Source organism: Sphingobacterium sp. JUb20, assembly GCF_004342035.1.
Lineage (GTDB): Bacteria > Bacteroidota > Bacteroidia > Sphingobacteriales > Sphingobacteriaceae > Sphingobacterium > Sphingobacterium anhuiense.
On record NZ_SLYV01000001.1, the window covers coordinates 413820 to 438841 of the forward strand.

At 34.5% G+C, this 25022-nt stretch carries 29 protein-coding genes; 10 read left to right on the top strand and 19 right to left on the bottom strand.

The window, feature by feature from the left end:
- Positions 1-7 precede the first annotated feature (7 nt).
- Genes EDF66_RS01855 through EDF66_RS01870 form a run of 4 tightly spaced genes read left to right on the top strand, consistent with a single transcriptional unit; the run spans position 8 to position 2259 of the window.
- Complete coding sequence (locus EDF66_RS01855; protein WP_132840152.1) at positions 8-757, top strand: hypothetical protein; 750 nt, start codon at positions 8-10, stop codon at positions 755-757.
- Positions 754-1287: a DUF2589 domain-containing protein gene (locus EDF66_RS01860; RefSeq protein ID WP_132840154.1), complete on the top strand. Its 534-nt coding sequence runs from the start codon at positions 754-756 to the stop codon at positions 1285-1287. The genes EDF66_RS01855 and EDF66_RS01860 overlap by 4 nt, the downstream gene beginning before the upstream one ends.
- A gap of 5 nt (positions 1288-1292) precedes the next feature.
- Complete coding sequence (locus EDF66_RS26230) at positions 1293-1508, top strand: hypothetical protein (protein WP_132840156.1); 216 nt, start codon at positions 1293-1295, stop codon at positions 1506-1508.
- A 13-nt stretch (positions 1509-1521) separates the two neighbouring features.
- Positions 1522-2259: a trypsin-like serine peptidase gene (locus EDF66_RS01870; RefSeq protein WP_132840158.1), complete on the top strand. Its 738-nt coding sequence runs from the start codon at positions 1522-1524 to the stop codon at positions 2257-2259.
- A 427-nt stretch (positions 2260-2686) separates the two neighbouring features.
- Here EDF66_RS01870 and EDF66_RS01875 read toward each other — a convergent pair whose 3' ends face one another.
- Both EDF66_RS01875 and EDF66_RS01880 read right to left on the bottom strand, forming a co-directional pair.
- A complete protein-coding gene (locus tag EDF66_RS01875) occupies positions 2687-3202 on the bottom strand; it encodes a GNAT family N-acetyltransferase (RefSeq protein WP_132840160.1) in 516 nt (171 codons plus the stop codon).
- Positions 3195-4406, bottom strand: a complete 1212-nt coding sequence (locus tag EDF66_RS01880; protein ID WP_132840161.1) for an MFS transporter — start codon at positions 4404-4406, stop codon at positions 3195-3197. The genes EDF66_RS01875 and EDF66_RS01880 overlap by 8 nt, the downstream gene beginning before the upstream one ends.
- Positions 4407-4531: 125 nt before the next feature.
- On the opposite strand from EDF66_RS01880, the gene EDF66_RS01885 reads away from it, so the two are divergent.
- Positions 4532-5416 carry a LysR family transcriptional regulator gene (locus EDF66_RS01885; protein WP_132840163.1) on the top strand — a complete coding sequence of 295 codons (885 nt, stop codon included), beginning with the start codon at positions 4532-4534 and terminating at the stop codon, positions 5414-5416.
- Positions 5417-5431: 15 nt separating this feature from the next.
- On the opposite strand, the gene EDF66_RS01890 is transcribed toward EDF66_RS01885, so the two are convergent.
- Entirely contained in the window at positions 5432-6220 is a 789-nt protein-coding gene (locus EDF66_RS01890) for a carbon-nitrogen hydrolase family protein (protein WP_132840165.1), read from the bottom strand.
- A 1074-nt stretch (positions 6221-7294) separates the two neighbouring features.
- On the opposite strand from EDF66_RS01890, the gene EDF66_RS01895 reads away from it, so the two are divergent.
- The 3 genes from EDF66_RS01895 (at position 7295) to EDF66_RS01905 (ending at position 10706) form a co-directional block, all read left to right on the top strand.
- The gene (locus EDF66_RS01895) at positions 7295-8872 is read left to right on the top strand and encodes a hypothetical protein (RefSeq protein WP_132840167.1); all 1578 of its coding nucleotides are present in this window, start codon (positions 7295-7297) and stop codon (positions 8870-8872) included.
- Between the two features lie 293 nt (positions 8873-9165).
- Positions 9166-9801: an MgtC/SapB family protein gene (locus EDF66_RS01900; protein ID WP_132840169.1), complete on the top strand. Its 636-nt coding sequence runs from the start codon at positions 9166-9168 to the stop codon at positions 9799-9801.
- Between the two features lie 113 nt (positions 9802-9914).
- Positions 9915-10706, top strand: coding sequence for a hypothetical protein (locus EDF66_RS01905; RefSeq protein WP_132840171.1), 792 nt, complete (start codon positions 9915-9917; stop codon positions 10704-10706).
- A gap of 348 nt (positions 10707-11054) precedes the next feature.
- Here EDF66_RS01905 and EDF66_RS01910 read toward each other — a convergent pair whose 3' ends face one another.
- Entirely contained in the window at positions 11055-11657 is a 603-nt protein-coding gene (locus EDF66_RS01910) for a nitroreductase family protein (RefSeq protein WP_132840172.1), read from the bottom strand.
- Positions 11658-11800: 143 nt separating this feature from the next.
- Between EDF66_RS01910 and EDF66_RS01915 the strand changes: the two genes are divergently transcribed.
- Positions 11801-12106 carry a winged helix-turn-helix transcriptional regulator gene (locus EDF66_RS01915; RefSeq protein ID WP_207898423.1) on the top strand — a complete coding sequence of 102 codons (306 nt, stop codon included), beginning with the start codon at positions 11801-11803 and terminating at the stop codon, positions 12104-12106.
- Between the two features lie 159 nt (positions 12107-12265).
- Here EDF66_RS01915 and EDF66_RS01920 read toward each other — a convergent pair whose 3' ends face one another.
- The 14 genes from EDF66_RS01920 to EDF66_RS01985 form a co-directional block, all read right to left on the bottom strand.
- Entirely contained in the window at positions 12266-13366 is a 1101-nt protein-coding gene (locus tag EDF66_RS01920) for a glutaminyl-peptide cyclotransferase (protein ID WP_132840176.1), read from the bottom strand.
- 196 nt (positions 13367-13562) lie between these two features.
- The gene (locus tag EDF66_RS01925; RefSeq protein ID WP_132840177.1) at positions 13563-14288 is read right to left on the bottom strand and encodes a hypothetical protein; all 726 of its coding nucleotides are present in this window, start codon (positions 14286-14288) and stop codon (positions 13563-13565) included.
- A gap of 209 nt (positions 14289-14497) precedes the next feature.
- Complete coding sequence (locus EDF66_RS01930; protein ID WP_132840179.1) at positions 14498-14677, bottom strand: hypothetical protein; 180 nt, start codon at positions 14675-14677, stop codon at positions 14498-14500.
- Between the two features lie 184 nt (positions 14678-14861).
- Complete coding sequence (locus EDF66_RS01935) at positions 14862-15083, bottom strand: hypothetical protein (protein ID WP_132840180.1); 222 nt, start codon at positions 15081-15083, stop codon at positions 14862-14864.
- Positions 15084-15115: 32 nt separating this feature from the next.
- Entirely contained in the window at positions 15116-15574 is a 459-nt protein-coding gene (locus tag EDF66_RS01940) for a GNAT family N-acetyltransferase (RefSeq protein ID WP_165902332.1), read from the bottom strand.
- A 41-nt stretch (positions 15575-15615) separates the two neighbouring features.
- The gene (locus EDF66_RS01945; RefSeq protein ID WP_132767847.1) at positions 15616-16023 is read right to left on the bottom strand and encodes a GNAT family N-acetyltransferase; all 408 of its coding nucleotides are present in this window, start codon (positions 16021-16023) and stop codon (positions 15616-15618) included.
- 23 nt (positions 16024-16046) lie between these two features.
- Positions 16047-16382: an antibiotic biosynthesis monooxygenase family protein gene (locus EDF66_RS01950; protein ID WP_132840184.1), complete on the bottom strand. Its 336-nt coding sequence runs from the start codon at positions 16380-16382 to the stop codon at positions 16047-16049.
- 370 nt (positions 16383-16752) lie between these two features.
- Positions 16753-17466, bottom strand: a complete 714-nt coding sequence (locus tag EDF66_RS01955) for a DUF4397 domain-containing protein (protein WP_132840186.1) — start codon at positions 17464-17466, stop codon at positions 16753-16755.
- Between the two features lie 125 nt (positions 17467-17591).
- A complete protein-coding gene (locus EDF66_RS01960; protein WP_021189215.1) occupies positions 17592-17819 on the bottom strand; it encodes a hypothetical protein in 228 nt (75 codons plus the stop codon).
- Positions 17820-17933: 114 nt separating this feature from the next.
- Positions 17934-19307, bottom strand: coding sequence for a sensor histidine kinase (locus tag EDF66_RS01965; RefSeq protein WP_132840188.1), 1374 nt, complete (start codon positions 19305-19307; stop codon positions 17934-17936).
- Positions 19304-19990 carry a response regulator transcription factor gene (locus EDF66_RS01970; protein WP_132840189.1) on the bottom strand — a complete coding sequence of 229 codons (687 nt, stop codon included), beginning with the start codon at positions 19988-19990 and terminating at the stop codon, positions 19304-19306. The genes EDF66_RS01965 and EDF66_RS01970 overlap by 4 nt, the downstream gene beginning before the upstream one ends.
- A gap of 124 nt (positions 19991-20114) precedes the next feature.
- The gene (locus EDF66_RS01975; protein ID WP_243655972.1) at positions 20115-20591 is read right to left on the bottom strand and encodes a hypothetical protein; all 477 of its coding nucleotides are present in this window, start codon (positions 20589-20591) and stop codon (positions 20115-20117) included.
- Positions 20592-20619: 28 nt separating this feature from the next.
- Complete coding sequence (locus tag EDF66_RS01980; protein WP_132767836.1) at positions 20620-21030, bottom strand: Dabb family protein; 411 nt, start codon at positions 21028-21030, stop codon at positions 20620-20622.
- Between the two features lie 9 nt (positions 21031-21039).
- Positions 21040-22365, bottom strand: a complete 1326-nt coding sequence (locus EDF66_RS01985; RefSeq protein ID WP_132840191.1) for a hypothetical protein — start codon at positions 22363-22365, stop codon at positions 21040-21042.
- A gap of 595 nt (positions 22366-22960) precedes the next feature.
- On the opposite strand from EDF66_RS01985, the gene EDF66_RS01990 reads away from it, so the two are divergent.
- Positions 22961-23698 (top strand): hypothetical protein, encoded by a 738-nt coding sequence (locus EDF66_RS01990; RefSeq protein ID WP_132840193.1) that lies wholly within the window; start codon positions 22961-22963, stop codon positions 23696-23698.
- Between the two features lie 163 nt (positions 23699-23861).
- On the opposite strand, the gene EDF66_RS01995 is transcribed toward EDF66_RS01990, so the two are convergent.
- The gene (locus EDF66_RS01995; RefSeq protein ID WP_132840195.1) at positions 23862-24968 is read right to left on the bottom strand and encodes a serine hydrolase domain-containing protein; all 1107 of its coding nucleotides are present in this window, start codon (positions 24966-24968) and stop codon (positions 23862-23864) included.
- Between the last annotated feature and the right edge of the window lie 54 nt (positions 24969-25022).

Genomic DNA, 25022 nt, shown 5'->3' on the forward strand with positions numbered 1-25022 from the left:
TTAAGAGATGACTGTAAAAAATGTTTTTACAAAATTCCTTGAAGATTTAGTCCAGGCACAGTATAATTCATATGTGTATTCGCAAAGTTTAGGTGAGCAGGGTAATTCCCTGCTCTCTATTCCTTTTGCGGAAATCAAGGAAATAACACTGGACTTAAACTATGCTTATGACGGTAACAATGCGCCAACAACATGTTTTCAATACAATATTGATAGCTTAAAAAATGAAACGTTAGCGCTATTGCAAATGAGATTGCAAAGTATCATAAAGTTAATTACTGAGGTAATAGAAGAAAACGGCATAGTTAATAATGATGAGTGGACCACAATAAAGAAGGGACTCAAATCGGAAGAGTTAAAAGATTTTTTAACTGACTCTTATAAAAATGGTTTTCAAAAAAATTTAACACCCCTTATTATGACCTGTAATGATATGCAAACGGAACTGAATCCTAATAACTGGAGTACTATGATTAATCTACTCGAATTAGATTCGTTGCAACAGGAGATATTAAGCCATAAAGATCTACAGAACTGGCTTACTCCCCGTATCAGTCAAAAGATTACAAATCAGGTAAAAGATAATCAGACAAATGATGAAACAAACTGGCTCATCTCATTAAATTTAGCAAAAGAGATCGTTCAGCAAGGTCTGAATGTGGTAGTTGATGCGGACCAGCTTAAAAAATATCCGGCAGAATCTATTCAAAAAGCAAAAGTAGTCATGCGAATGAAAAATTTAACTATTGAAAAATGAAACTCATAGCACAAAATACCGGAGCTCATAAATTGATGGAAATATTTAAAGCTCCAATGCAGGCAGTAATTGACGCAGATATTGATCTGTCTAAAAAAATATCTGATTTTATCATCAATTATGGGTTTGAATCTGACGAGCAGGATATAAGTTCTATTCGTAAGCTTAAGATGGTTAATTTTTCATACAATTTAAATGGAAGTACAGTCGAATTTAGTATGCCTGTTCTTTCTCTTATTCAATTACCATTATTACGCATCAAATCGGTAATATTTGATATGAATGTGAAACTCTTTACTGTAGAAAATATTCAGCCAAAACAAATTCCTTCTTTATTAAATATTAAACAAACACAGGATAATACTCCTGCAAATAAAATCATCGCCTACCTTGCTCCTAATAGTAATGATTCATATGAGAAAATCAAATCCAATATGAACGTCAAGTTAAACATGGTCGACGGTGATATGCCAGCTGGTATAATTCAGTTATTGGGGTTACTAAACGAATTAAATAAAGTAAAAAAATAAAAACAATGGATAGATCAACTAATTCTAGTGGACTTAGATGTCCAAACTGTGAAAAAAATATTAAACTTTCATTTGAAGATCTACTTTTTAAAAGCAAAATAGAATGCCCATTTTGCTTGATGGAGATGGATATGACAGTTCCTACAAGTATAAAACATCATCTTCAAGAAATTATGATGGCAGAACAGAATGTAAATAAATCGAAATCATTTAATCGGTAAAAAAAAACATATTATGAAAAATCAAACAATCTTTATACCTATAGATGGTAATTACCCAGAGCATGTAAAGGATACAACATTATACCCGTATAATACCGTTGGACTTTTGCGATTTAAATTTGGCGATAAGCCTTTTATGGGAACTGCAACCTTGATTAGGTTTAACTCCGACAAGGACAGTAAATTTCTCTTAACTTGTGCTCATAATCTTTATGACAAGAAACTTGGATATGCTAGAGATGTAACATTTACCAGAGCTTATAATGATCCTAAAAAACCTTTTGAACCAATAAAAGCAAAAGCTTTTTATATCCCCGAAATCTATAAAGATGTTGCACTTCCTTTATTGACGAATCCAATTGATATTATTGAAGCTGATTTAGCAGAACATGCTAAATATGATTACGCACTTATTAAATTGGATGAAAGTATAAGTTGTGATAACATCTATCAACTACAGGTTCCTTCAGATTCGGATCTACTCAACCTCATGGTTCATATCGATGGATATGGCTATTTTAAAAAAGAGATGAGCCATGCATTTGGAGTAATTAAAAGTTTTGATCAGAATAGGCTTTATTATGGTATATCAACTAAATCAGGATCCAGCGGATCCGCGATCGTAAATACAAAGTCTAACCAAATCGTAGGTATTCATACGCATGGCTTGGTTCAAAAAAAAGTAAATGCTGGTGTACGAATGACAGATGAGATATATCAGGAATTATTAGAATGGAGCACATTTGTCTAGTATAAAACCCATCATTCTAATCAGAAAAATGATTTAAAAGGAGATGTCTAAATTGACACCTCCTTTCTTTTTTAATCTTTATTATATATTAGGATTGATAGTCATGTTTCCGAAAAAACTAAACTTTAGGACTTCTAAATTGTCGTTGGCATATAAAACAAAAGAAATTCTTCTAAGCTGAGACAACCATCTGTATAAAAAAGTGTCTGTGGTTATGTAATATTATAATACTCTTGCAAGTGCTCCATCTTTAATCACTAAAGTTGAATTTTCCCGAAAATCGCTTTCTGTTAACTCAACTATCAAGCTAATTGAAATATAAATCATTGCAAGCATGTTAGTCTCTGAATTCTAATCGACTTTTCAAATATGATACAATAGACGCAAACTTACCAATGCTATAATTTCGAACACAATTTAATCTACCTTATCTTAAAATTTTCTCAAAAGCTTTTCTTGGACTTCCTCTAAATGTAACTTCACCACAATAGTGATAACACATTTTTTGCAATATCCAGAGCATGCCCGTATTATCAAAATTAGTATCAACCTTGACGCTATCAATATTGTGTTTAAGTGCAAAATCTTCGATATGCTGTAAAATCCTCTGCGCCAATCCTTGACCAAGATACTTTTCGGAAATTGCAACTCTATGGTAAACCACAAAATCACCATTAGTCAACCAAGCTCCTTTTATATTAGCATACGCTGGTTCATCATTGATCAAAATAGCACAATAACCAGTGATGATATCATCATCCACCAATACGTAACCAACACTATTCTTAATATCATTTTCAATAACAGATAGATTGGGATAGCCATCTTGCCATTGCGTACTCCCATCCTCTTTTCGTCTCTTGATCGCTTTTTCTAAAATTTTCCAAATTTCAACAGCATCTCCTGCTGTAGCCTGTCTAAAAGAATATTTTATATTATTCATGGATTGAAATTAATTTATACTGTTCTATTGATTGTTTGATGAGTGCAATTAAAAAAATATTTATGATTGCCATAAAACTGATTACACATAAAAAAAATACCATACCAAATTGCTGAATAAGATATCCTCCGAGGAAAGGAGCTGTTGCTTGTGCTAGTAACGGCATCCTTGCAAGTCTTCCAATAATCAAGGCATAATTGTCCCTCCCGTAAACCGACAATGGCAAGGTTCCTCTCAAAACTGAACGCATCCCGTTTCCTATGCCAAAAACTATTACTCCTGGTATTGCAAGTATTGGTGATATAAAAATCAATACCATACCCAAAAAAATGATTATGGTAGAAATAAAGGACATTTCAATAGCAGTCCTTTTTCCAATGATCAACTCAATAACTCGTGCCATGGCTTGGCTTGGGCCTAAAAAAGCAATTATTACTAGTACCATTGACATCTCAATCCTGCCGTGTAGTAATATTTCGATTAAGTATATGATAACGGTGGTACTTATGACCGAACCAAGAGTAAAATTTGCTGATAGTAAATAGTACAATTTAGAACGGAAGAGCTCGACTGATGATCGGAAAGTCTCTTTTTTTAAGGTGCTTTTGTTTCCTTCCTTATTTTTGAAAACATACAGATGAATCGGGAATATAGAAATTATCAGCAATATAGCATATATATAGCAAGTATTTCTCCATCCAAAACTATCCAAAATATAGCTTGTAAATATCCAAGAAACGGAAGGTGCTAAACTGGATACCAGAGTGATCCAAACGAGTGATTTTGCTACGTTAAAAATATACCTCTTACCAATTGCGGCAAACAATGCATCATATAGCCCCATTGCCATGGCTGTACCGATAATCACCCACCCTGAAGCAAACATCAGAAAATTACTTGAGCTGCCGATCACGATCAAACCTATCGCCATCACTAATCCCGAAAAAAGTAATACAGCATGACGATCAGAATGCTGTATAGTTCTACCCACTGTAGGTAACAGCAATCCTGAAACCAATAGGGCAAGTGAGAGGCAACCATAAACTTGCTGATAAGACCAGTTCATTTCCGCCATAATATCCTTTGCTAAGACAGAAAGTAAAAAATACGAACCACCCCAAAGTACGATTTGCGCTATACCCAAATTCAGAACTTTAAAAAAGTCCAACTTTTCACTTTCTATAGACTGAGATGCTGATTTCATATAATGACAAATCTCTGTCCTTTTTTCAAATCGGCAAAACGTTTTTATTCGATCACATCGATCGGTTTTTTCGATGGATTAATGATACTTTTTATACCTTTGGACGAGCAAATCATATAAGTAAAATGGAACTTAGACAACTTAAATATTTTCTTAAAGCACAAGAATTACTGAGTTTTACTGAAGCTGCAAAACGCTTAAATATCAGCCAGAGTACATTATCACAGCAAATCAAACAACTGGAGATGGAATTGGATGTATCTCTTTTTAACCGTATTGGTAAGCAAATAACGCTAACAGAACCTGGTAGATTATTTACTGAATATGCCGAACAGAGTGTCAGAAAAGCTGAAGATGGAAAATTGATGCTCCAGGATTTAAAAAAGATAAAGGCTGGCACGATTACCATAGGTGTTGCATATGGTCTTAAGGATTTTTTTGTAGAAACTTTAATAAACTTTACAGAGAAATTTCCTCAAATAAAGATTAAAGTTATCTATGAGCCATCCCACAGTCTGTATGAGAAGCTTCAACAAGCTCAGGTGGATTTTGTTTTGGCTCTTCATGAAACCGAAATAGCCCCCTATTTTACCTATAAAAATTTATTCAGCTGTCCAATGGTACTGGCAGCATTAGCGGGTACGGAAGTATCTTATAAAACTAATATTACCCTCGAAGAGATCTGCAAACTTCCTTTGGTCATTGCAACAATGGGATATGATATGACTCATACGGTTCACAGGGCGTTCTCAGCAAAAGGGTTAAGTCCAAAATTTACGATTGAAGTCAATGATATACCCACAGCGATTAGACTCGTCAACTCCGGAAATTGGTACAGTATCTTTATTAAAACAAGTGTTTTGGGAACCACTTTGGCTTCCATTGCAATCCAGGATGAGGGTTTGATAAGATTTGCAAAGATTATTTCATTAAAAGGTATTTATGAAACGGAAGCTGTCAAAGAGTTTAAAAAAATGTTAACGGTAGCTGCTAAAACTATCATGAGGTAAACGCTAGCTTAAACACTACATTTCAACCCTATATTTATTGTGTTCCGTCACAAAATCTTTTGTAATAAAACTACCAAATGCCGGATGATTGACTTCTGCCAGGTCTATATCTATAATACGCAATGACTCTTTGTTATCAGCTTTGGCTATCACTTTTCCGTCAGGACTAACAATCTGACTTTCGCCACGATATGCTTCTTCCTCTCCTTCAAAAAATTCTGTTCCTACTCTATTGCAATTGATATAAAAGCACTGGTTTTCGAGTGCGCGAATAGGAATGATGGTTGGAGTAACCTCGCCGCCAAAGTTTGCAGAGTTGCAAATAATAGCTGCACCTTGATTTCTTAGCAGGGAAGAAAGTGGAGCAAACCAAGCATCGAAACAGATGGTCAATCCCACTTTTGCATCTCCGCATTGTCCCCATATCGGTTCATTGCCTGCTGTAAAAGCTCGTTTTTCATAATCTGTGACATGAATTTTTCGGTACGATGCGGCTAATCCGTCTCGACCTACGAGGATAGACGAGTTGTAAAACTTGCCATCGTAAAGTTCTGGTATACTACCGGTGATGTAACCTCCGCATCTCTGCATCAATTGGGTGAAGAATTTTATTGTTGGACTGTTTGATAAATCTTCGCCAAAAGGAAGTAATTCTTTCCTGTCATCATAGGCATAACCACTTGTAAACAATTCGGGCAGCACTAATAGATCGAATTTCTCATCCTTTATTTTCGATTCTATATAAGATAAATTGGCATCTCTATCACGCCAAACAACTGCATATTGAAAGAAACCGACTCTCATACATCATTCATTCTATTAAGTAAAATAGAACAAAACTACTATTATTAATGCTATTTAACAATATCATCCTTTGTTATTCCAGTCTTCGCTTTTTTACTCTTTTAGTTAAAATATATTTCACTTATTTTACAGTAAACTTGACAGATTGGCTTTCTTTAGTATTTCTATTTGATTTATTTAAGCTTTTCGCCTTCTTCTCTGGTAAGTCCTGTAGCTTTGGCAATTTAATGAGTAGACTAATACCATCTCCTTCAAATTTAAAACTGTTTCAATAGCTTTTTTGTGCTCGCCTGGGGCAATACCTTCTTTTAAGCCTCGATCATGTCCAATACACTGAGCAGTAGAATAGATATTCTTTGCATCACGCTTATCTATTAAAATTGCTTTGTACGCAATCTTATCCTCCGATGTTAATTTTACGTAGTTGGCAAACTGAACAAATGTTGAAATACTTCGAAATGGATGATTCGTGGCAAGGTCTTTAACGTAGACATATTCTTGAGTTTATAGAATACTTTGACCAGCTCATCTTCACTATCAGACTAACTCTTAACAAAAAATAATCATATGTTTTTTTGTTAATGATAGAGACCTTCGAAATTCCCAGTATTTAAAAAAATGGCTACAAAATTCTATCGAACTTATATGCTTGGATTTCGTTTTTTGTGAATTAGAATACACGAAAGTATTTCATTTACTCATTTTAGCAAACTCGTAAGAATTTCCGTTCTAACAATTTTTCTGGCGCATGCAGGATCGGTTCGATCTACGGTAACAGGCTCTTCATTAAACTCACCTATGAACACCAATAGATCATTTACTTGTCACAGGACAAAATAGTGTTAACATCACTTACATTAATCTAGGGCTTCGGTATATTATACAATGGTTCACTTTTCTTATAGTAAAATAGTTAAATAGCAAGTCCGCCTATTTAAAAATAATATCATATAATTTAGACGAAAGAGTTTGTAACTTTGAGCTGTCATATAGTTAAGACTTAGTTTATCGTATCAGTAAGAATGAAAAGATAAATTCAATATATTCACACAAGAAATACAATAAAAAAAATTCATGAAAAGGACTAAATTAGCATTTTTTAGTAAGATTTTAGTTTTGATCACTGCTATCGTAGCAAGTTATAAACCTATAATTGCACAATCTAAATTTATAACATTCCATTCTAACGACGAAAAGAATTTATTTGAAAACCTTCATGTTAATGAAGATTATTTAAGACTTATACTACTAACCGAATTAACGAAAGAAGGTGCCGATGCGTACATATTAGATCTTAATCAATTTATACAAGGTATAAATTGGATTGATGAGGATAAAATGAAGCCGAATAAAAAACTTAAACAAATATTTAAACAAGTACATCAAAAATTCTTGCGTAAATATGAAGAAAAAGCCTCTGTAAAAGATATGTTCTCAAATGGGAATTATCAGTGTGTGAGCGCATCAATTTTGTATGCCTATATATTTGAAAAACTTAATATTCCATACGAGATAAAGGAACAGCCCACTCATGTCTATGTAATTGCATTTCCAGAAAATGCAAATATTTTAATTGAAACTACCGATCCGACTTTAGGTGTATATGTTCCTAATACTAAAGTTCAAAATCAATATGTTCAAAATCTTATTAAAACGAAATATCTCGACCAAGACTATGTAAACAAAGTCGGCGTCGAGAAAGCTTTTAATGAGTTCTTATATGGGAAAATAAATGTCTCTTTTCAAGAACTGATTGGCCTTGCTTTCTATAACCTAGGTGTATATGATGCTGAAGACCAAAATTACGAATCTGCTTATGCAAATTTTTACAAAGCAAATAAATTATATCCTGCTCAAAAACATGAGTTTTTACAGTATTCCATATTGGCAGAATTAGTAAATCGCAGTAAGATCGAAAAATTGGAGGACTGGGATGCACTTATTGTACTGGCTAATTTACAAAATCGCGAAGACGCAAAACTCGTTTTAAAAAGCAGGTTCTACAATCAGATTGGTAATGACCTTTTACGTGGACAAAATAGAAATAATGTTAGCGAGGTTTATAATAAAATTACAAATGAACTAAAGGATACTATATTACTAAATGAGCTAAGGGATCATTATATGATCGAAAGCTCCAGAAGTTATATTTTATCAAAGGATTTTAAAAGTGCCATTCCAATTTTAGAAGATTGTTTAAAAAATAATCCTAATTCGCCTATCGCACAAGGATTTCTTTCTGATTGTATTTTCCAAGAATATACGTATGAAACACCTACTGCTGCTATTGTAGAAAAAATGGTAGCATACGGCGAAACATATCCTTTCTTAAAAAAAGATATGTCTTACCAGCATTTTATAACCTACTTCTATGGCTTAGAAACTATTCAGAATTTTGAAAAGGAAAAGTATAAAGAAGGCATCAAATACTATCATTTGATGCTTAATGCACTACAGAACAACCCAAAAGTAAGAGAGCGAGTGAAGGAGATTGCTTTCGGTGCATTTAAGTTTACTACAATCTATTACTCAGTAGTCAAGAAGGATAAAAAGAATAGCTTAGCTACCATTGAACAAGGTAAATTAATCTATCCAGATCTACTCGATAAAAATGACCTTAATATGCTGGTAAAACATATCAATAAGATGTAAAATAATACAAGTAGTGTGTTATAATAAAACCTATCACACAATATAATCTTCAACTGATTTAGCTATATTCGTAAACTATAGATATCAAATAATTTGATCATTATGGATAAATGAAGTGGGTCGTAATTTTTACTACTTGTACTCATATTGACCGAAGGGTCTTTGAACAAATACGGGCTTGATTGCTATACATCTCTGTCAACAGGTTTGCAAAATAGCTAATCTTTTTTTTCAGCCTGAATAAAAACATCCAAAACAGTTAAAAGAAGCAATAAATATAAGAGGATTTACGAATGGATTTTACAGTAGAAATTAATGACATGGTAGCAATGGCTATTTCTATCATATGTGGAGGAGCCATTGGCTTTGAACGGGAATACAAAAATAAGTCTGCCGGCTTTCGAACAATAATTCTAATTTCACTGGGCTCAACCATTTTCACTATAGTTTCGCAGCATGGTGTAGGTACTGATGACCGAATTTCGGCAAATATTATTACAGGTATTGGATTTATTGGGGCTGGTGTAATTTTTAAAGATAAAATTTCTATTCGTGGCTTGACGACTGCTGCTGTGATCTGGACTTCTGCTGCAATCGGAATGACAGCAGGAATAGGTTATCATGCGCTTGCACTATGCCTTACTTTAATTACTCTTGGGGTATTATTAATGGTTACCAGGGTGGAAAGACTGGTTGCTCAACTACAAAAAGAACAGCTCCTGAGTGTAACCTTTCGTAATCCTGACTTTGATCAGATCCCGCAATTGGAAAATATTTTAAATACGAAAGGACTTACTGTAGAACGGATGGAAATTGTAAAAGAGAACGATCATTTAATGGTAAACTTCAAAGTATCAGGTAAAAAAAGATATTTATTGGAAATGAGCGAAACACTTGCTAACCGATCAGAGATCTTAAGCTTCACTTAATCACACAAAAAGTTGATCGTAATGTTAGATTGATTCAAATATTTATCCCTTTGCAATGGATAATTAAGAATAATAAAGTAAGCGTTGATCAAGCAATATCAAAGGGAAAGCGAATGGTAAACTATCCGATCGTTATTATTATTTTGACCACACTAGGGATTAGCTTTTACTTATGTATCCATTTATCTTTCTGGATTGTACCAATTGGTTTTGTTTTTGCGATCGTATTTAGTTGGATCTGGTGGAGTATAATGATCACGAAATGGCGACTTTGGGCTTTCGATAATGTTAGAAATGTACATGAACTTAAAAAACGAGCAATACAGGAAAAATTAATTTGGCCTGATGATGTAATTTTTAATAAAACGGAAATCTCTAATGCTACAGAAAAAGAAAAGTGGAATGTACTAAAGCAAAAGTTTCAATATGAAGACATATTTCAGGACGACCTATCTATACCAGATGAAACAAATATCTACTTTTCTAAAAGCAAGAGCTCTTTACATTTGTTAATTATGTTAATAGTTTTAGGATGTGGTATTTTTATAATTATGGATAATAATTATATCCCAGGGTCTATTATAGTAGCCTTAGGCCTATATTTTACAATCAGAGAATTTCTGAAGATGATAAATAAACTACCACAAATTACGATTAATGCCGATGGAATCAAAACAATATCAACAGACTTTTACAACTGGAATGAAATAAAAAACGAGGAAGTAATTGATGAAAGTTCAGGAAAATACATACGTCATTATTTAACATACGAACATCCAAATGGTATAGAGCAACTGTTAATAAGTGACTACGCAATGGATAAATCTAGTTTGAACAAATTACTAATTCTATATCGTGGACGAAATAATCAAAAAACAAAGACACTTAATATGCATAAATCATAAAATAAATTTACCCACATTAAGGCATATAGATTTATACAATATATACTGTATCTCCTGCTTAGTAAATAGTACAAGGAGGTCGCCAAGCGAGCAATATACCTACAGTCGTTCAGCAAATTGTTCAAAAACAATGCGAAATAGACACCCTTCTAGTTTAGATAGTTGTTTAATTGATTTATAGGATACTTACAACAAGTCGTAAAAGCAGCTTGCGAAAAAGAGATCGCGCAATTCATACGAAAACGGTTTATAAAAGCACCTTTTACAAATGAACAAACTAAAAGGGGACAGATGTAAAAGGTGCTAACGCCATTTTGAAAACCAACTTAAAGGTATTTGTTTATCTTTTTAGATGGATTGCACCACTTCTTCCAATTCAAAACGTGATTTTGGTAAAACAGTCGGGTGAGCCCAATCAGTTTTATCGGCATAACCTACCGTAACAGCGAATAGCGGAGAAAAACCATCTTGTGCTAAAATCCCTTTATAGGCACTGCGGTCAATACCTTCCATCGGTGTAGCATCCAATCCCATACTTATACACGCACTCAAAAAGTAGCCCAAGGAAAGATAGACCTGATTTTCCATCCATGATTTTGTGGCTATATCCCCATTGGACTTTATAATTGGTTCGTAAAAAGCCGTCCGCCACAGTTCCGGCAAAATGGAAATATTGCGTTGCTCAAAATGTTCAATATCGTCCATTACACTGAACACAACTAAAAGACCAACATCGTTAATCGAATTTTCGTTCATATAGGATTTAGAAGCCAGTTCCTTTTTTACAACTTCGTTTGTAACAAATGCAAATCTCCAAGGTTGGCTATTAATGGAAGACGGACTTAACCGTATTATCTCTTTCAGTTCCTCAATTTGGTCTGCCGAAACTTTTTTCGCCGGATCATACATTTTGGTTGCGTATCTACGTTTCGCAAGGTCTAAAAAACTCATCATTTTTAAATTTAAATTAAACTATACTTTTTATTGTTGCAAAACTAAGTATAGTGTTTTACCTTTGCAATAACGGTCAAAATTGATAGTAACTGATGTATAATATAGACGATAAGCAATATCCTTGCAATACCAGCCTCACCATGAAGTATATAGGTGGAAAATGGAAAGCCACAATACTCATTCATTTAATCAAAAAAAAACGATACAGCGAACTGAGAAAAGCGTGTTATGTTATAACCGAAAGAACGTTGAGTCTGCAACTAAAAGAAATGGAAGCAGACGGACTGATTACCAGAACCGTTTATACCAACAAACCACCTCTAAAAGTGGAATACGAACTGACTGATTTTGGCAAAACTCTTATTCCCTTACTTCATTCTATTGCTGAGTGGGGAAATGAAGCGGCTAAAACGAATAAGAGAATAACTATGGTAGAATATGAGTAGCCATCAAAATTGATCTATGGAATATTTAGAAAAAAACATATCAAAACAGAAAAACGAAAATAGTCATTGGGTAGACTTATGATTAACGAATAAAAAGAAAAACGATGCTCTTTTAAGAGAATACTCTTCGCTTAAATTTACTTTAGAAACGCAATCAGTTTATAAAATCTCATTCACAATCTTAATTTCAAATATTTTATCCCAGTTTTTTCCTGTTATAAAGAACGTATCCGACTTTTTATTATATGCAATACCATTCAGTACATCAAGATCAATGTGCTGGGTTACTTTTTGACGTAGTTCTGAAAGATCCAGCACCGCTTCAATAGTGCCGGTTTTTGGCTCAATAATGCCAATCATATTGGTCATAAAGAAATTTGCATATATCTTACCTTTTACCCATTCCATTTCATTTGTACCTGTAACTAGGCCTTCATCTGATGCTACGGTGATTTCGTTGCTTCTATTAAAATTATTCGGATCAATGGTATATATCTTTTCTGACCCATCTGTCATATAGAGGTTTGTCCCATCATTAGTAAGGCCCCATCCTTCCATATTTTGAAAATATGGGAACCGCCCTATTCTTTTTAAGGTATTAACATCATATACATAAGCTTCATTATTTTTATAGGTCAATTGATATAGTTTATTATTCAGCACGGTAGCACCTTCACCAAAAATAGTTTCATCCAGTTCCGCTATTTTAAGTACTTGTCCTGTTTTGGGATTTACGATTCGAACACTTGAGATACCATGTTTATCACTTACAGTAGTCCCGTTGCCAGTACTCTCAACTAAATTATCTTTATAAAACTCAAGGCCCTGGGTAAATGCTTTAATATCGTGTGGATAAATATTTATAACTTGATAGCTAAGCTTACTCGGTACTTCTGAAGGTAAAATATCGAAGTTGACAGCTACATCTTCTATTTCGCTTTTTCTGTACACTTTAGCTTTTAAAACCTGTTTTCCAAACTTTTCGTTTTTTAAGCTATACTGAACAATATCATGTACTAACCCGGTTGATAAAGGTTTATCATTAATGGAATATTGAACAGAATCAATCGGAACTCCTTCTAGTGCTTCAATCTGAATAATCAATTCATCGGTTAGAGCATATTTTGCTTTAATATTCACAAAATTAATTCTATTTTCCTCATGCTTATTAGTTATTGAAGGTGTTTTGGTGTTATTGTTACCCCCACATCCATAAATTACACTTGAACAAAAAATCAATAGAACAGCATTTAATCTCATATACAACTTATTTTACAAGTGCTAAATATATCAATAAATGTTTTATAAAGTACAATTATTAAATTTATACTTAAAAACTACCGAAACAATGAGAAAAGAAGCAACTTTTTTATAAAATTGCAAGTAAAACATCTGAAGATTGATATTTGACCGAAACACATTATATACAATAATTCCGAAACAAAATAATGAAGTATTAATCTATCCGCGGATCTATCCAAAATAGATCACGAATTTGCAACAGGTCTTCTATATGCATCAGATTATAAATCAGCTCATCTTTATCTTCTAAAGGAATCGTTATTTGTAGATCCTTTTTAAGTAAAAAAACGGTTAAAATAGCATCCTTGTCATATATCGAGATATCTGATTGCACCATAGTAATCTCATATGTCTGAAACCAATCTCTAGCCTGGTCTTGATCTAAGCAGATCAACGAAACGGTAAGATCCTCAAGATCTTGGATTTCATCTAAAAGATGATTGTTATAATTTAAGCTGATATAAGCTAAATATAGGAGATGATTGCCAGTACGCAAGGCATAATTACGCACGAGAACCCGCTTTGGATCGAATGCAAAATCGTAATATTCCCGGTCGGAAATACATGTGTATCGCTTGCCATAAAAATTAATTTTATCCTGCAATTCTTGTAAATGGTTTATTTCAATAAATACTTCGCCCTGCAGCTGCACTTCATCTATATGATTAAGGGCGTCTTCAATAACTAATAGAGCAGACTCTTGCATTGGAAAAATGCTCCCTTCACATTCCAGGCTTAACAAGTAGTCATTAACATCAGCCACAGTTAACGGATACCATGTTGGGTTTTCGTCTTCAACTGTATTTTTAGATGTCAAAATGTTAAAACCGCTCCGCTTTAAATCTAAAAGTATGAGTTGGCTCAAGGGTACAAACTTCATAAAATCTTATTGATATAATTAAAACAAGTTTTGCTTTATCAGGTCATATTGTTCTAAAGGAGCAAGATTTGATCATTGATAACGTCCTGGGTTATAAAAGATTTCTTTTCTTTTGTCTCCCATGAAATAGAAACCTTTCTTGTTCCATCCGTGCACTTTTCGAAGTTCAAAGAGACCGGATATGTTTACTACTCACCACTCCATTTCACTTAATCATAACTCCGCTCCTTCATTGTCTTTATAAATAATGGGATATTCGGTAAAAGTGATGACCTGATCGTTTTCAAAGTAAGGTAGTCATATTCGAGTGGCTTAGGCTCTTCTCGCAACTTAGGGAATGCTTTCTTTACGATCTGCAGATCAGTATGGAGTGATATATTTCGGCTCATTGTTACTTTAATTGATAATATATTTATTATTAAACAAACTAAAGTGTACATTTGTTTTTTCTACTGATAAGTTAGAGCCTTAACGTTCTCTTGTATCTGGCAGTCGCTGATGAAAGTCCATACGCGACCATGTTCAAGGGTAAAGAGGATATATGGATCAGATCTTTCCTTGTGAAGTAGTTGTTTACTTAGGTAGCCTTATAATCTTAGTTTCGTACATACGCTTATCCTGCTTTTCTTCTCGAAAGTGGTTGTTGAAGATCCGATAGCCGAAATTTATTTCTAATAACTGTTGTATACCATGGCATTTGCTGTTATCTGTAAAGACAGCTTCTTTCAACCCTAGTTCTACGGCATGTACATGAGCGGATTTAGTAAAATCATCCTTCAGAATATGGCTATCCAAGTATGGATTTCAGAAAATAAAAAAGCTGTTATTTATTCTTTGAACAGTTGCACCATATTGTCCGGTGTAATTGTCCAGCGAATCCATTTATTGTCAGGGTTTGCTCCAATGCTTAGATAGAATTTTTGGGCATCAACATTACTTCCGAGTACAAACCAGTTGAATTTTTTATATCCATGTTTCATGGCATATTGTGCAAGACCACTAAGCAATTTTCGACCTACACTTTTTCCTCTGTGATTGGTATCAACGTACAGCCATTTGAGCATCAATGAGGGTTTGTGGTTATGCATAAAAGGAATGTTATAGTGAACTGCTATGCCTATGAGCTGGTTCTTCTCTCCTTGTGCAACGATAGCACCAAACTCGGGTCTATCGCCAAAACCACGTTTCAACAGGTCATTTTCCGTAAGACTAAAATCGGTGTCCCCCTCAAAAACAACTATTGCCTCCATTAATCTTAATACTTCGGGGATGTCCGCCTTTTGCATTTCCCTAATTATTACAGGCTTTTCCATTATCCTTTGACAACTTATTTTAAATCCTCAACATTATCCAATACGTAGCATTGTTCCCATTGGGTCATACCAATTTTAGGATAATAACCCACAGCCTTTGGTGCTGCTAGTAAAATAAGTTTTGCTTTTGGGCTATGTTCTTTTGTAAGACGTATTAATTCTTTTCCGATTCCCATCTTTTGATAGTTCTCATCGACTGCTAAGTCTGAGAGATAGGTGCAGTAAACAAAATCAGTCAAAGACCTTGCTACACCTATCAATTTTCCAGAATCTCTTGCGGTGGCAATAAGATTTGCATACTTAAGCATTCCTGCTATTCTCTCAGGCTCATCGACTGGTCGTCTCTCTCCTAGTGTGGAATTTATTAATACTTCTTTAAATTCCTCTGCTCCGACTGTGTCTTCAATTTGGTATGTTAGCATTTTCAGTTTTTTTTATGGTTACGTTAAAAAATATTATCTGCAGGAGCTTCGTCTCGTGGAGTCATACCATAATCCCTAATTACTGCTGCTACACGTAACCTGTAGTCGTCGAACACCGAACTTCTGCCTGCTTGCTGTGCGTTTCTATGATTCGTAAGGTTACGCCATTCTTTCACACTCTCTTCATTTTCCCAAAACGAAAGCGAAAGAATTTTTTTGGGGTCAACAAGACTTTGAAACCGCTCTATGGAGATAAATCCCGGAATATTGTCCAACTCTGGTCTTAATGCCTTTGCTATGTTCAGGTACTCTTCTTTTTTTCCCTCTTTGGGAACTACCTCAAATATTACTGCTATCATATCTTCTTTTTTATTACATGAGAAATCGCTGCAATATTTGGATGCAGCTACTTGACCTAAATATTATAAATGACCAGCAAATCATTTGTCCTATAAAGGTTGAATAATTTGAAGGTTCTATCTTAGACAGCAACGTATATATTTTGATTGCCAAGTCAATTGCTTCATTCCTTCCGATGTAAATTTATTTTAAAAAAAGACTTTCTTTATCATCCAGTTTGAATAAAGCGGATAGTCCAGATGCTTTTATCCGGCATATGATTTAAACGAGGCGTATATGAAGCTCTTATAATCTTATACTTTAAAAATAAAGCCCTTATGGTTAAATAAGGGCTTTGTTTGCTTTTAAAATAGATGAGATTAAATTTGACTAATTTGCATGTTGCTCTACTAATCCTAAATATACGGATTGACTGTCCTGAGCTGGATCACCGACCAGAATAAAAGAATAATAGTGATTTTCAGCTAATTTAATTTGCTCACGTGTTGCGAGCGTCTTACCTGCTTTATTTTTAGCAACTACTGTGAAAGTGCCACTTTTTTGTGCGATAAAACCTTCATTTGCAGTCACAGATTGCTGTGTTTCTTTAGCACGGTCGGTCCATGCTGCAGGCGCTGCTTGATCTCCGATGTGAAGCGTTACTTGATCACTACCTTCAGAGAAATTAAAAAAGCGTAATCCAGATTCTGTTTTTTTAATCTCTTTGTTGACACGATCTGTCGTAATTGCCTGTACTGGCTTTAATTTACTTCCGTAAAGAAAAGAACTATAAATGGTACTGTCTTTAACCACAATCGTACTATCGATCAAATTACCTTCTCCAGCAGTAATGGTTATTTTGCGTGATCCCGGATATAGGGCTACTTTACTCTGCGATTTATATAACAGCGGAAAATTAGGATTTTGAAGGATATTTCGGTCTGCATAATACAGTACAGCCTTTGCTCCACTATATCCATTTACCATCGTAAATAAAGCTGCTGGTACAGGTTGATGATCGTCCTTATCTTTGCTGCAACTGGTCACAAAAATTCCTGCAGTAACAACAGTTATTAAACTTAGTAATCTTAAGTATTTTTTCATAATATGTTAACTTAAATCTTATATTTAAAAAATACACATTGCGCTAGTGTTATCATAATAAACGGGGGTGCAACAGTTAGTGCTACATATTGTATAAAAAAATTGCGTGATTACGGTATGACGGATTATTTTCGCATATCTTTTATTGGGGCATTTTTAAAATATCGTTTTCCATCTTTTGCACCATCCCAGACATTAGTGATACTGTGAATTTTAACAGGAGCTTCTTTTTCAAGGCGAATTAATTTTCTACAAACTTTTCTAAAAGTTCTATTCCATCTTCTCTTATCTTGTTTCTCTGTCTTTGCGTTTGTAATTCCAAATATTTTCGTTTTCCGTACTGATCTTGACATAATTTTACAAATTAAAACAAATGTGTTAATATCATCTCCCGAGACCGAATTGAATATGGTTTACCTTGGTAAGGTTTGAATAAAATTGTCGATAACGTTTATCCTTCCCACAAATTAAGAAATTCTATTAAATTGTACCGTAAATGTAGAGCCCTGACCAAGTTCGGATTGCACCTGTAATTGACCTTTATGCATATCAATAATCCGCTGAACAATAGAAAGTCCAATACCATGTCCATGCTGCCCTGGCGAAGATGCAGATTGGTAAAAAAGTTCGAAAATATGTGGTAATTCTTCTGACGAAATGCCTCTTCCCTTATCACAAACCTGTACAATAGCTATCCCTTCATGGTATATAATATCTACTAGACAGTGTTTATCTGAACTGTATTTACAGGCATTTTCGATTAAATTAGCAAAAGCTACTTTAAGTAAATAGGCATTTCCCATGACCAAAATTTCTTCTTGATCCTCTGCATTATGCAACAGGTCATAATTAAAAGATATGCTAACACGGTAATCTTTATCTTTATCCTGGACCATAAATTTTGATTCTACAAGAATTTCATCCAGTCTCAAAGAACTAAAGCTAACTTGTGAACTATCATAATTGGCACGGGCAAAGTCCAATAAGGAACTGGATAATATTGTTGCTTCCTTAGCATCTAATAAAGCGGTATCAATAGAATGCTGGTAATCTGCTAAGGTTGTATTTAGCTCTTTTGCGAGTTCGAGTTCTGCAATCATAGCTGATAAGGGAGTACGAAACTCATGGGATATAATGGAAACAAAATGCCTTTGGTTGTTAAATGACTTTTCTAATCGATTGAATGTTCCATTAAAGGTATCAATTAATTCAGAGAGCTCATCCTTTGCTTTTCGATAATATACCCTTTTACTAAGATTATGTTCGGAGACATCCCGTATTTCATTAATGATATGTTTGATGGGTTTTAAAATGTACTGGGCAAAGAAAAAAGAGGTTATAAATATAAAAATAATGGCAACAAAATAAATACTGATGAGGAGCTGCTTCAAACGTTGCATATGGGCATAACCTGTCTGGTCGTATGCATGTCCAATCAGATAGTATTGTTTACCTTGAAAAGGATAATGCATGCCCATAAAGAGCTCATCGCCCTGATTCCAGGTCATAAAATTTTTATTCCGAATCTTTTCTAATAAGGCACGATCATAATGTTGTTCGCCAACATCAACAAAGAGCTCTTTAAATTGATTGTCAAAAACTGTTATCTGCGCTTCATTTATCTTTTTTTTATTTTGTTCATGAATCTGACGCAGTTGCGTTTCACTGACTTTGGCATCAAAAATAAATTCAGCACGCCAGGTAATTTTATACCGCAAGCGGTCTATAAATTCTTCCTCTCTATTTTTTTCAGAAAAGAAATAGATACTGTAGGCGAAAAGAAATAGTATCGCCGCAGAGAATAACGTTAATACTAAGGAAGTACGAGAAGCTATTTTCATTCTTTATTTGATAAGATAAAACCATGCCCCGATTTGTTATGAATGAGTTTAGTAATAAAGTCTTTATCAATTTTTTTCCTGAGATAATTGATATAAACATCAATGTAATTGGTTCCGGTATCAAAATTCTTTCCCCATACATTTCTAGCAATCTCATCACGGCTCAATAACGTTTCTTGATGCCGCATAAAAAATACAAGTAAGTCAAATTCTTTTGGAGTCAATTTAATATCGATGTGATCGCGACTCACATTTTTACTTCTCAAATTCAGTGTTAAAGAATCATAGTTTAAAGATTCATTATTTTCCCAACTGCCAAACTCTTTATTTCTTTTTAAAACAGCTGCAATACGGGCATATAATTCGCGAAGATCAAAAGGTTTTACCATATAATCATCTGCACCTGCATCAAATCCTGCAATTTTTTCATCGATTTGACCTAGGGCTGTCAACATGATAATCGGGATTTTAGGATAAGTGCATTTCATACGTTTGCTCAATTCTATACCACTCATACGAGGAAGCATGATATCAATAATAAGAAGATCGTAATCTAACAACTTTATCTGTTTTAAAGCTGATTCAGCATCAAGCGCAATACTTACCTGATAGTTTTGACTCTTTAATCCTTTTTGCAATACCGCACACACACGTTCATTGTCTTCTACAACTAATACCCTCATATTAACAAATGTAGATACTTTTTAAATAAAAATAAATCTTGAAATCTCAGATAAATAGTGACATACAATTGCTTTCCTTGATGTACCTAACAGCAAGGAAAGCAAAAGTTAATGATTCATTTGATTAGTGATCTGAGACAAACAGATCGTCAGCTCCATCTTGTATTGGTATATATAAACGTTCCCAGCTTTTCGAGTGTACCATTTCCCAACTATGGCCTTTACCTTTTAAATCTTCAGCAAGTAAGATAACACCTGGCTTGATCAAAAATGTAGAGCCGTCACTCACCTTAAAGCGAATATTGCCTTTTAATGTTACGACGTATTGACGTCTTGGAGCTGGATGTGCATTTCTCTCCCAATCTTCGGTCTTATTGCTCGACCAAAAAGTGGTTGTACTCGCGTGTTTCAAGGTTGGAATATAGCCTTTTTCAAAAGTACAAGTTCCATCTGCATTATTGATTAATCGAATAGCAGGCATTTTACCTTCACCTTCTTCAACTTTTACCGATCTGATGTTTCCATGATTTTCCTTAGCATGTAAAGATGGAGCAATAAATGCTAAACAGAAAAATAGTACTGTTTTCGAGATAATTTTCATTTTTATTAATTTTAAGATCTATTATTTTTTACAAATTTTCAAATACAGTGTCATGAACCATCATACGGTCAAAATAGGGCTTGTACTTAGCCACCAAAGCAAGATGTTGTGGTAATTTGCCGTACGCTTCCAGCTCCTCGAGACTATCAAATTCCATAGCTGCATTATAGGTAAAGCTATTATCTAAAACCGTACGTGGACTTGAAGCAGCTGGTTTGCCGTAACGCACATTTTTGACATATGGCAATTTTTTAAGTCCTTCAAAAAATTCTTTAAATTCTTCAACTTGCGTTACTGAAAGCTCAGGTTTTAACCAAAAAAGTAAATAATGAAAAAACACAGGTTTCTTTTTTTTATGATCAGCAGCTAATAAGGTAGAACTTGTAACGCCTAAAACGCCAACTGTTCCTAATGTTTGTATGAAATTTTTCCTTTTCATGTTATATATTTAATTAAAATCAATTCGATATTTAAGAATAAATGCCCATTTATGATCTGTTATCAAACTTTCGTTTGCCGCATTCGAATTATAAATTGGTCTATTTTGTGCATCAAAAGTCAAGCGACTACTATTTCCGTGAAATAATAGCGATATCCCGGCATCGTATATTGCACTATTATCTTTTAAAGCATTGTAGTTTGCAAATTGTACGGAGACTGCTGGCTGTAGTTGCAGGTTGTGATTATTGCGACTGAAATAAGGTAATGTACCTCCTATTTGGGCATAAAATGTATTACCCGTTCCCGCAGTAGGTAATGCATTTCCGGATCCATTTAAACTTGCATTCGCTGCAACTATTCCCGTAGCTGGATTATTTGTTCCAGAGAACCGGATATAATTAGGGCCATAGTCATTGTGCATAGCCATAGCATATGCACTGATAGAAGTTCCTTTTTCCTTATTAACAGGAGCATCATAGAAGACATCAAGAGCAACACTTTTCATATCATCATTTTGTATTGCTTTATCAGCATCTAAATGCCATAATGCATTGTGCATATATTCAAAACCTCCACCTACGCTTAACACCTTTTTCTTTCCTACATATGTTCCTGCATTAAAAGGTGTTTCATTATTTTCCTTGTCAAAAAATGCATATCTAAAATAGCCGGATACATCTTTGCGGGCTTCATTTTTACTGAATTTAGCAACATTCAATGCTGGATCTGCAGTCGTAGCGGTATAGGGATCAGCAAGGACTAAGCGATAATCAAATCGTCCCAATTGACCTTTAATATAAGCACTCATCTCACGAACAGTCATATCTGTAATGCCGGTGTTTGATGTAGCATATAGGGGTAGATCATAGAGCAAAGTTGCTTGCGGGCCTGTTGTAAAACGGGATAGTCCTCTCCAGGTCGAACGTCCGGCACCTATTGCAAGCTTTGGACTAAAGCTATATTCTGCATACGCATCAAGTAAATCCATATAGGTGTTATTTTTACTGTTCACATTAACATTTGTAGGCCCCATCTGTAATACGAAATATAAATTTTCAGTTGGTTTATACGTCATCTTGGCACGAATGCGACGAAGGGACAAATCGGACACACTACCTACCGGCTCATTATTAACAAGACTGCCTGAATTTAATTGTGTATAACGTGCCCAAAGTTCTGCATAGCCACTGAAGCTAACATAACGGGTATGCTCCTTATTTAGATAGTGTATGAGTTTTGGATTTCCAAAATCATTTGTCTGCGCATTACTTGTGTGTATACCAGTTAGACCTACGGTCAACAACAACGACGCTAATAGCGGCTTTTTATTCATGATAATCTGTCTTTAATTTGATTCTTTTGTTAAGACAAATTTAGTTTGGAATATAGAGGCAAATAATTAGAAATCTATTAGAAATATGAATTAATAAGGTGCTTTAAATAGGCATTGCAAAGATTTATGTATTCAGATAAATCTTTATTTAGGTTTTTTACAAAAAACGAATAATACACTTTGAGAAAAAAACGTTAAATTTTAATGAAATTGAAAAAAAATTTAATCTTCGAGCTCCTTGATTTTTTAGTAGATCTGTACACAAATCTATTAGGACTCTCATAAAATGAATAGGGAAACGCTAAGCTGATTAAAGAATTGCTTTCAGGCCTTAAGTATTCAACAAAAGTAAAGTGATGCTACTCGCTGCATTAAGGGTTACAAATTTTAGATGATTTGGTGATATATACTATATTTGCACTTATACCATTGGATAGTAGCATGATAGAAATGGGTCAAATAATCCTAATTTTGGTAAAGGGATTCACGAGTAGACATGCTCACTAAATGCTTAAAGATGATAAAAATTTGTTTACTAAAATTAATGTTCCTACTAAATATGGTAGCGTATGGACAAATGAAAAATACATTTGAAATGAAAAACAGCTTTTTATTTAATGAATTTTGGTCATGGTCTAAAGGCCCACTCTTTAAAAACTTTTATTTTGCTGATGATGGAAGTTTTGTCTACAACAATGGATATTCTGGTGGTATATGGTCTGTAAATACCAGTGAAGGAACGTACACCTACGATCCCTATATAAAAGAAATTAGGCTGCGTGTAAACAAGAAGTATAGCAGCGGACTAACTGTCTCTAAAGAAGAAACTCCGAGCAAATTAACGTTGAAAGACTTTAACGATACCAGAGTAGCGGTATCATTTGGAAATGATCGCTTGAACGTAATCGAAATGGGAAGAACCGTTGGGTTAACAACAGACCAATACTGGTTCAAAGGTCCGAATTCATCGCATGATTTAATTCAGTTTACAACATTTGGCCAAGCTACTGTAATACAGGAAACAGATGTTAAAAGAACGTATTTCTGCCATTACCATATTTATGATCATCTTTTGCTTTTGGAAATTAACAGCATGACTACAGAAGAAGATGGGAAAGAAAAGAAAATTAAAACGTTTGAACCTGCATCTAAGACTTTCCTAAAGATCGATATTCATAAAGAACTTGTAAGGGTCGAGAAAATGGACTTAACAAAAGTTATTGACGGAACACGTAACTGGCAATTTCGCAATCAGAAATTTCATATAGAAAATATGGTCTTAACAGAAAATGAAATACTATTGGAGGAATTCAACAGGGTTGTTAAGCAGTAAAAAAATGAGCACTTCCTTAGTACTTTGGGTAATTTCAATATTGGATAGCATAACGCTACTATATAATTTTGATGAATGCTCAAGGAATACCACAACCCTACCCCAAGCCTCCTTGTTTTAAAACTGTTGAGATAGGTGAATTTTAGAAAGAAAGTACCCCACCTTAATATTCATCCGATAGGCGTACAAACTCTTCACTCCAATTGGTGCCTACTTTGTGTCCCAGTCTAACGATAACCAAGTTTTTTTGTGGATTAACATAAATATATTGTCCAAGGATACCCCGCGCCATAAAATCGCCATTCTGTGTAGGCAACCACCATTGGTACTGATAGTTTTTAGAGCTTCCACCGGTACTGTCAACTCGTATAGATTCCTTCACCCAATCTGCGGGAACCAACTGCTTTCCTTCCCAATTCCCCTGATGAAGGTACAACCGTCCCAATTTTGCAAAATCACGTGCTCGCGCATTCAGGCAACAAAAGGTTTTCTCTATACCGTCTTTCTTTTGATCGATACTCCAGGAGGCAGCATACTCCATCCCTACTGGTTGCCATATCTTTTCTTGCAGATAATCAGTAATTGATTTTCCTGCTAATGCATGGTCCAGCACCAACCCTAAAATCTGGGTATTACCACTCGCATAGGCAAAGCGGGTTCCGGGCTCTGCTTCCAGCTTTAGATTCTCGGTACTCTTGCGCAAACCAAGGCCATAATAAAATGTGGCGACTTCTCCAAAAGGATTGTAGTAACCTTCATTAAATTTAAGACCTGAAGTCATTTGTAACAAATGCTCTATCGTCACCTTATCAAATCCATTTTTTGCCATTTCAGGGACATATTTACTTACCGGATCTTGAACAGAACTGATAAGCCCGTCGTCAATGGCACAACCGATGAGCATCGAAGTAACGGACTTAGCCATAGAAAACGAAGGCACAATTGAAGCGGTATCATAGTCATCAAAATAACGTTCATAAAGAATACTATCATTGCGGATAACCAAAAAAGCGACAGATTTTGTCTGATCTAAAAAATTATCAAACGAAAGCTCTACTTCTTCATATATTCTATTGCTCGGAACCGATTCCTTACTTGCAGTATAGAAAGTAAAAGGCTTTGTAGAAGCTTGTAGCTCCCGGGTGGGAAAAATTTTGTAATCATCAATGTCTGCAAAATTATACCATATGAAACGACCAAATTTACAACTTGACAACATGGTCAGCATACAAATTGCCATAAAAATGAATACAAATTGATTTCTGTTCATATAGAAGAAACTTAAAGGCGAAAACAGTTAATTATCTAATATACAACTTACTTA